Here is a 7,682-nt window from a genome sequence, read left to right as displayed (position 1 = left end):
GGTGTCGTCCGCGGCGAGCCGGTCGAGAGCCATCAGGGCCGCCTCGGTGCATTCACTGTCGCGGGTGATTTCCGCCAGCGCGCGGACGCATCGTTCGGCAACGTTGAAATCGTCGTCGCCGGCGGCATGTTCCAAACTCGCGATCGCGTCCCTGCCGCATTCGATCAAGAACAGATAGGCCGCGTGCCGCCGCGAGAATTTGGGGGCGGACAGTTGGTCGATGGCTGTTTCGATCGACCGTTCATCAGCGCGGTGTGGCGTTGACGGCTCGCTCGGTTGATCCGAGTGTTCAGCTTGCCGGGCGGAGCTTTCTTGGGCTGAATCTTCTTGGGAGGGGGCCACCGACGCGACCACCCCGCAAACCCAAACCGCTGCGAGCACCGTGACAGAGCGAAGCCTACGAGTCATCGAACCCACCCTAGAAAAGATTGCTGCAAAACCAGACGCTCACGCGCTCCCCCAGACTCCCTCCATTGAACCGATCAGTTTAACCGATCAGTGGGATCGTTTTGCACGGTCATCGCCACGCTTCGGTGAATTTCTACGCATCGGACCGCTACGCCTTGTCAGAGGTTCAGGCCATCATGCCACTGCAAAGCGTTCTGACGTGGGCAGAGCGCCGTTTGCGACGTGCGGCAATTTTTTCGATTTCCAATGTCGTGTAGGTGCACGCTAACTGACGTGCATGGTCGCGATTTCGCCATCGTTCAGATCGATGTTGCATCGGATATCGCGTCCGCCAAACTGTCATCGGTCTCGACGCACGTTCTGTTTGCATGGCAGTGAGTTCACCATGGCTGATACGCAACGCCCCTTTCGGCACACCAAAATTGTCGCGACGATCGGTCCGGCAACCGAGACACTTGAGAAGCTGGAAGCCCTGATCGAGGCCGGCGTCGACATCATTCGGCTGAACATGGCTCACGGCAGCGTGGAATGGGTGGGGGAGATCATCGCTCGAATTCGCCAGGCCTCGCATCATGTGGGACGCGAAGTTGCCATCATGATGGACGTCAAGGGTCCCGAAGTGCGCACCGGGCCGGTCGATGCCGCGATCGAGTTGAAGTCCGGGGACCGATTGGAATTGCACACGCAACCGTTTCAACTCAGCGACGATGGCGTGCACCGCGTCTCGGTCAATTACCCCGACTTGCCCGCCGATGTCGAAGTCGGCGCGACCGTGTTGATCGACAGCGGGCTGCTGCGAACCAAGGTGATGGAGAAGACGGACTGCTCGGTGGCCTTGGAAGTCATCACACCCGGCAAACTCGGGTCACGTCGACACATCAACTTGCCGGGCACGCGAATCAATTTGCCCGCCCTGACCCACAAAGACGAAACGGATCTGCGTGCCGGTGTGGCCGCCGGGTTGGACTTCGTCGCGCTCTCGTTTGTACGCCAGGCTGCCGACATCGCCACGTTGCAAGCGTTTCTCGATGAACTCGATAGCTGCGCCAAGATCATCGCCAAAATCGAAGATCAGGCGGGCGTGGAAAACATGGAGGAGATCATTCGAGAATCTGACGGCGTGATGGTCGCACGCGGTGATCTGGGAATCGAAATCGAATACCACAAATTGCCGCTGGTCCAAACCCAGCTGGTCAATGCCTGCCAGGTCCAGGGGAAACCGGTGATCATCGCGACGCATCTGTTGGAGTCGATGATTCAGTCTCCGATCCCCACCCGCGCCGAAATCTCAGACGTTTCCAACGCCATTCGAGAACAAGCCGACGCGATCATGCTGTCCGGTGAAACGACCGTCGGCGCGTACCCTCTGGAAGCGGTCGAAGTGCTGAAGAATATCGTTGAGAGCATCGAGCCGTCGGTCGATGGCCAAATCAATCGACGCATTCAGCTTCACACGCCCAAGGCCAAGATGCTTCGTTCGGCAGTGGTGTTGGCCAAAGAACTCGGTCACTCCGGCGTCGTCGTATTCACCCGGAGCGGATTCCTGGCTTATGTGCTCGGCGCGATGCGGGCCCAAGAGGTTCCGATCTACGCGTTCACCGACATCCCATCGACGTTCCATCAATTGATGCTGCCCTGGGGTGTCGAACCCTTTCTGATGGAGTTCTCCGATGACCCCGAACACACCATTCAAAAAGCGTTGGCTCAGCTGAAAGCGAAGGGTTGGGCCACGCGCGGCGAATGGCTGGTCGTGATCACCAACGCCTTGGCCGATGACAAGATCATCGACACGCTTCAATTGCGACAGGTCAACGGGGAGTCGTGATGGGAGACCGGAGGGCCCGCGCCCTGCCGCTACGAATTCATTGATGCGCGAACGCACCGTGTTAGCGGAACGGCGCGAGCCGTCCGGTGATGCGCGAGGCCGCCCAACGCTAACGTCGAAGCATCGCCTCCAGCTCCGCCAACGCGCTCTTGGCTCGATTCAATCCCCCGACGGATTTGACGAATTGCATCGCCAGGGTCATGTGATCGGCAGACGTGCCCTCGGCCGGCGTTTGAGGAGCAGACTCCGATGGCAGCTTTGCCGTCATCGAAACACCCAGGCTCGGACTGAAATGATCGTCGGCTCCACCCACCTGGTCGGCAACCTCGTCGGCGGCATTGACCAGATCGTGGTGGACTTGTTCAACCGTGGCCGCCGAGGTCTTGATGCGAAAACGCTTTTCCACCGCGTCGACGACATCGACGTAATCCATCGCTCCGCCTTCGGCGATCACTCGCTTGATCGCGTCGATTTCCGATTGCTCACTCGATTGCGTCATCTGCCCGTTCCTCCGCTTGAGTTCAGTGAGACCTGGACGGTTGGGGGGGCGGCCTCGGTTTGGGGTGCAGGCAGGGGCAAACACCGTGCCGGAACGGAGAGATCGAGGTCGATTGAAACGCGCGGACGCCGCGAACCGGCTGATGTCAATCCTAGATCAACCGTTTGCCGCCCGCCGACGGGGCTCGGCCCAACCGAACCCGCGCCGAGAAACCGGCATCGCGACTGCGCCATATCGCACAGGGTGGTGTGCCAGACACGCCCGGATCGCGTCAATGCGGCAGCTTCGGTTTCAGGGCCGCGTAGCTGAACATGCCCAGCAACGCGCCGACCAGCGTGAACAGCGCCATCCACTGGCCGCCTCCGATTTGGGCATAGATCGGTCCCGGGCAGGCACCCGTGATCGCCCACCCGGCGCCAAACAACATGCCACCGACGACGACGCCGGTGTGATAGGGTTTGGGCGAGTACTTGATCGGCTTTCCTTCGATCGACCGGATCTGGAATCGTTTGATGATCTGCATCGAAAACATCGCGACCACGATGGCCGTCACGATGATCAAGTACATGTGGGCTTCACGAAACAGAAACATGTCGTGAATGCGTTGCCAGTGGGCGACTTCGCTCTTGCTGAATAGGATGCCCAAGTAGACGCCCATCAGCAGCACCATCAGGTAGGCGGCTGGAGAAGTCGCTGGCTCGGCTTGCTTGGGTGGTTGCGAGTCGTTTTTTTCCGTCATCGTATCCATCATGATCTCCTCGTTAGAACAGCCACCCACCGAGTCCCCACGTCACGGCCAAGCCGCCGGCAAAGAAACAGACCGTCGCCAACAGGCTGGGCCAATTCAAGTTGGAGATACCGGTGATCGAGTGGCCCGACGTGCAACCGCCCGCGTAACGCGTTCCGAACCCGATCAGGAATCCGCCGACGAGTAACTTGATCGCTCCGGAAACACTTTCCATCGAGGCCGGCAGAAACGGTTTCGGGTCCGCCGACAAAAAATGGGTGGCAACGAAGGCCCCGATCGCGATCCCGATGGCGAACACGATCGTCCACAGATTGGCTTTGCGGTCGAACTTGGAAAAGTATTCCAGTTTGCTGTGGGGGGAACACAGCGCACCGATCTCTTGCAGACTGGTCGAGATCCCGAACGCTTTGCCGGCCAACAAGTACAGCAGCGGAACGGTCAAACCGATCAGGATCCCCGAGAGCCACCAGGGCCAGGGTTGCATCAGCCATTGCATGTCAAAGCTCCTCGGCGGGGGTTGGTGTGGAGGGTGTTTCGCCGCGATAGATCAACCAGTAGGCGGCGGGAATGACGATCAGGGTGAAAAACGTGGAGGTCAGGATTCCAAAGATGATGGCCCAGGCCAAACCGGAAAACACCGGGTCCAGCGTGATCACCCAGTTGGCCAACAGCGTCGTGCCGGCGGTCAACAAGATCGGTCGGGTGCGGACGGCGACGCTGCGGATGATCGACTCTTTCAACCCAAAACCTTCAGCCTGTGCCAGGTGAATGAAGTCGATCAGGACGACGGAGTTTCGTACCACGATCCCTGCCAAGGCGATCATGCCGATCATCGCCGTGGCGGTGATGAACACGGGATTGGGGTGACCCCCGACGGGTTGATTCATGATCAGATTCAAACCCCAAAAACCCGGCATGATGCCGATCATGGACAACGGAATCGCCGACATGATCAACAACGGCAGCGTCCGCGAACCGGTTTGGAACATCAGCACGACAAAGATGCCGACCAAAGCGGCGCCGAATGCCAAGCCCAGGTCGCGAAACACATCCAGCGTGATGTCCCATTCCCCTTCACCGGCCCACTCGACCTGATAGCCGTCGGGCACGGACCAGGGAACGCCACCGCCGAGGGAAATCCAGGAACGCCGGCCGACGGGCCGTGGTTCGCCGCGGGCGTCGTCTGCCGCCGCGGCATCATCTGCCAACGCCGTGCGTCGATCCCACTCCACGTCCATGATCGCGTCGGCCGGCGGTCGGCCCGCAACCTCGGCGTAGACGTAAACGACGCGGCGGAGATTTTTGTGATAGATCGCCTTGTCTTCCAGCGTTTCTCGAAACCGTCCGAGCGAACCGAGCTGAACGATTTGTCCGCCCTCTCCCTGGACGTAGATCTCTTCCAAATCATCTAGTGCCGATCGGCTCGCCCGGGGGAGTTTCAGTTCGATCCACAGCGGTTCCACTTCCTGCGGCAGATGCAAGACCGTCGCCCGATTGCCGCTGAGCGCAGTTGCCACGGTTTGGGCGACGGTTTCGGTGGAGATCCCCGACAAGGCTGCTTTCGCTTTATCGGTTTCGAACACGAAACGGATTTGGTCGTCTTCGGCACTGACATCCAGGTCAACCACGCCGGGTTCATGTTTCAACCGGCCCATCACATTGCGTGCGACGTCGATCTGTTGCGTGTAGGTTCCGTCAGGCGGCCCATAGACTTCGGCCGTGATCGTCGACAGCACCGGCGGTCCGGGGGGAACTTCCACCAGTTTGATATTTGCGCCCATCGATTCAGCCAACTCGGTGACTTCATCGCGGATACGGAGCAAGATCTCGTGGGATTGCTGAACCCGTTGTTCTTTGGCCAACAGGTTCACGCGAATGTCGGCGACGTGTGGGCCTTGGCGCAGAAAGTAATGTCGGACCAACCCATTGAAATCCATCGGCGATGCCGTGCCGACGAACAATTCATAATCGCTGACCTCGGCCAGACCGCCGATGAATCGACCGATCCGCCGGGCGACCACATCGGTCCGTTCCAGCGTCGTCCCCTCGGGCATATCGATGACCACTTGGAATTCGTTCTTGTTGTCATACGGCAGCATCTTGACGGGCACCCAGCGAAACACGGGTGGAATCAACGCAATGACAAACAGCAACGCGATGCCCAACAGGACCCCCCAGGCGTAAAGGGCACGCGAGAGGATCGGCGCGAGCACGAAACGGGACAGACGATACAGCGGGCGGGTCGTCAAATCATAAGCGTCGTCTTCATCACCCGTTTGGTTGAGTTGTTTGAGCGAAACCATCGCCAGCCAGGGCGTGATCACAAACGCGACGATCGTCGAAACGGTGACCGTCAACGGGACGTTGAGCGCCATCGGTGCCATGTAGGGCCCCATCATGCCGGTGATGAATGCCAGGGGCAAAAAGCTGACGATGATGGCCAGCGTCGACAAGATCAACGCCGGGCGAACCTCTTGAACCGCGCGCAGGACCGACTTGCGCGGTGGAAAGATCTTCATCGTGAAGTAGCGGGCGATATTTTCGACGTCGGTGATCGGGTCGTCGACCAACAACCCCAACGCCAGGATCAACGCGAACATGGTAACGCGGTTGATCGAATAGCCGACCATCAGATTGACGAACAGGGTCAAACTGTAGCAGACCGGAATCGCCAGCGCGATCACCAACGCCGGACGCCACCCCATCGTCAAACCGATCAACCCGACCACGGTCAGGACGGCCACAACCAGCCCTTCGATCAGTTCATTGACCTTCTCGTTGGCGGTTTCGCCGTAATCACGCGTGACCCGGAAATGCGTTCCGTTGGGCAAGTGCGATGATTCCAGTTCGTGCAGTTTGGTTTCGACCGCGCCGGCCACGCGGACCGCATTGGCCCCCTTGCGTTTGGCCACCGAGATGTGGACGGCGGGATACAGTTCGGTCCGATCCCCGTACGATGGATCCGCCGCGCCGAATCCGATCCAGCTGTAACTGTCCGCTTCGGCCGGCCCATCGACGACCGTTGCGATGTTCTTCAGATACACCGGTCGTCCGCCGGCCACGTTGACGACGATCTCTTCTAATTCCGCGACGTCGCGGATGAAGGTGCCGGTTTCGACGTTGAATTGTGTGTTCTGCTGTTCGAAGCTGCCGTTGCGGGCCGTGACGTTGCCCACCTGCAGCGCCCGGGCGACCTGCAGCGGCGACGTCTTGTGGGCGGCCAACCGCTGGGCGTCCAAGTTGACAGAGATGCGGCGGGGCCGTCCGCCGACCACTTCGACGCGGTTCGTATTGGGAATCGCCTGCAGTTCCCGCTGCACTTCTTCGGCGATCCGACGAAGCTCGTGGTCGCCGTAACGCTGCGTCTGATCCGACCAGAGGGTCGCGATCACAATCGGCACATCATCGACTTCGATCGGTTTGACGACCCAAGACTCGACGACGGGCGGAATTTTGTCGGTCGACGAATTGATCTTGTTGTAAATCTTGACCAGCGAGTCTTCGCGATCTTCACCGACGTAAAAACGCACCGTGACGACGCATTGACCGGGCTGAGACATGGAATAGACGAATTCGACGCCATCGATTTGGTACAACAGCTTTTCCAGCCGATCGGTCACCTGGCGTTCCACTTCTTCGGCCGACAAGCCCGGGGCGGAGGCAAACACGTCGGCCATCGGCACGACGATTTGCGGTTCCTCCTCGCGGGGTGTTAAAAACAACGCGGCCGTGCCCAACAGCAGCGAGATCCCGATCAACAGGATCGCGACATCACCGCGTAAAAAGATCTCGACGATCCGCGTCATCAGCGGCGTGTCGGGGGCGTTTGCTTCGTCGCCGTCGTTCGTCATCACTCGGTGCCTCCTGCGTCCGCATCGCCGGCTTGCAACACCACCCGCTCACCGGCTTCAATCCCGCTGAGCACTTCCTGGCGGCCGGGCATGCCGAGCTGCCCGATTTTGACCAGCCGGCGTTCGATGTTTCCGTCGGGAAGCACGACGTCGACGAAATCGAGTTGTCCGACCTGGATCAACGCGTCGGTGTTCAAACACAAGTGCCGGCGCTCACCCGCGGAGATTCGCAGGCGTCCGAACATCCCTTCGTACAGCTCTTCGGACTTGGGCAAACTGGCTTTGACCAGAAAGGAACGACTGGGCGCGTCGGCTTGGGGAACGATTTCGTCGATCGTGGCATCGAATTCG

The 7,682-nt window shown here is 59.7% G+C and carries 7 protein-coding genes; 1 reads left to right on the top strand and 6 read right to left on the bottom strand.

All coding sequences use genetic code 11. The features are described from left to right. Positions 1-408 (bottom strand): hypothetical protein (locus tag ABX749_RS14545; RefSeq protein WP_372896614.1); only part of this gene is annotated, 408 nt, incomplete at its 3' end. Between the two features lie 385 nt (positions 409-793). On the opposite strand from ABX749_RS14545, the gene pyk reads away from it, so the two are divergent. Next, positions 794-2,233, top strand: a complete 1,440-nt coding sequence (gene pyk, locus ABX749_RS14540) for a pyruvate kinase (RefSeq protein WP_145212111.1) — start codon at positions 794-796, stop codon at positions 2,231-2,233. A 109-nt stretch (positions 2,234-2,342) separates the two neighbouring features. Here pyk and ABX749_RS14535 read toward each other — a convergent pair whose 3' ends face one another. From ABX749_RS14535 to ABX749_RS14515, 5 genes are all read right to left on the bottom strand, one after another. After that, on the bottom strand, positions 2,343-2,732 hold the full coding sequence (locus ABX749_RS14535) for a hypothetical protein (protein ID WP_372896613.1): 390 nt from the start codon (positions 2,730-2,732) through the stop codon (positions 2,343-2,345). Positions 2,733-3,003: 271 nt separating this feature from the next. Continuing rightward, on the bottom strand, positions 3,004-3,483 hold the full coding sequence (locus tag ABX749_RS14530) for a DUF6691 family protein (protein ID WP_372896612.1): 480 nt from the start codon (positions 3,481-3,483) through the stop codon (positions 3,004-3,006). A 10-nt stretch (positions 3,484-3,493) separates the two neighbouring features. Then, positions 3,494-3,976: a YeeE/YedE family protein gene (locus ABX749_RS14525; protein ID WP_372896611.1), complete on the bottom strand. Its 483-nt coding sequence runs from the start codon at positions 3,974-3,976 to the stop codon at positions 3,494-3,496. 1 nt (position 3,977) lies between these two features. After that, a complete protein-coding gene (locus tag ABX749_RS14520; RefSeq protein ID WP_372896610.1) occupies positions 3,978-7,331 on the bottom strand; it encodes an efflux RND transporter permease subunit in 3,354 nt (1,117 codons plus the stop codon). Next, a partial coding sequence (locus tag ABX749_RS14515; protein WP_372896609.1) for an efflux RND transporter periplasmic adaptor subunit occupies positions 7,331-7,682 on the bottom strand: 352 nt, incomplete at its 5' end. The genes ABX749_RS14520 and ABX749_RS14515, both read right to left, overlap by 1 nt.

It is taken from the genome of Stieleria sp. (assembly GCF_041595215.1).
Taxonomy (GTDB): Bacteria; Planctomycetota; Planctomycetia; order Pirellulales; family Pirellulaceae; genus Stieleria; species Stieleria magnilauensis.
This window is presented reverse-complemented; position numbering and strand designations above follow the sequence as displayed.

What these genes read in the sequence shown, in the direction of transcription:
- pyk (WP_145212111.1), top strand. Translation starts at nt 794, where the DNA reads ATGGCTGATACGCAACGCCCCTTTCGGCACACCAAAATTGTCGCGACG.
- ABX749_RS14535 (WP_372896613.1), bottom strand. Translation starts at nt 2,732, where the DNA reads ATGACGCAATCGAGTGAGCAATCGGAAATCGACGCGATCAAGCGAGTG.
- ABX749_RS14530 (WP_372896612.1), bottom strand. Translation starts at nt 3,483, where the DNA reads ATGATGGATACGATGACGGAAAAAAACGACTCGCAACCACCCAAGCAA.
- ABX749_RS14525 (WP_372896611.1), bottom strand. Translation starts at nt 3,976, where the DNA reads ATGCAATGGCTGATGCAACCCTGGCCCTGGTGGCTCTCGGGGATCCTG.
- ABX749_RS14520 (WP_372896610.1), bottom strand. Translation starts at nt 7,331, where the DNA reads ATGACGAACGACGGCGACGAAGCAAACGCCCCCGACACGCCGCTGATG.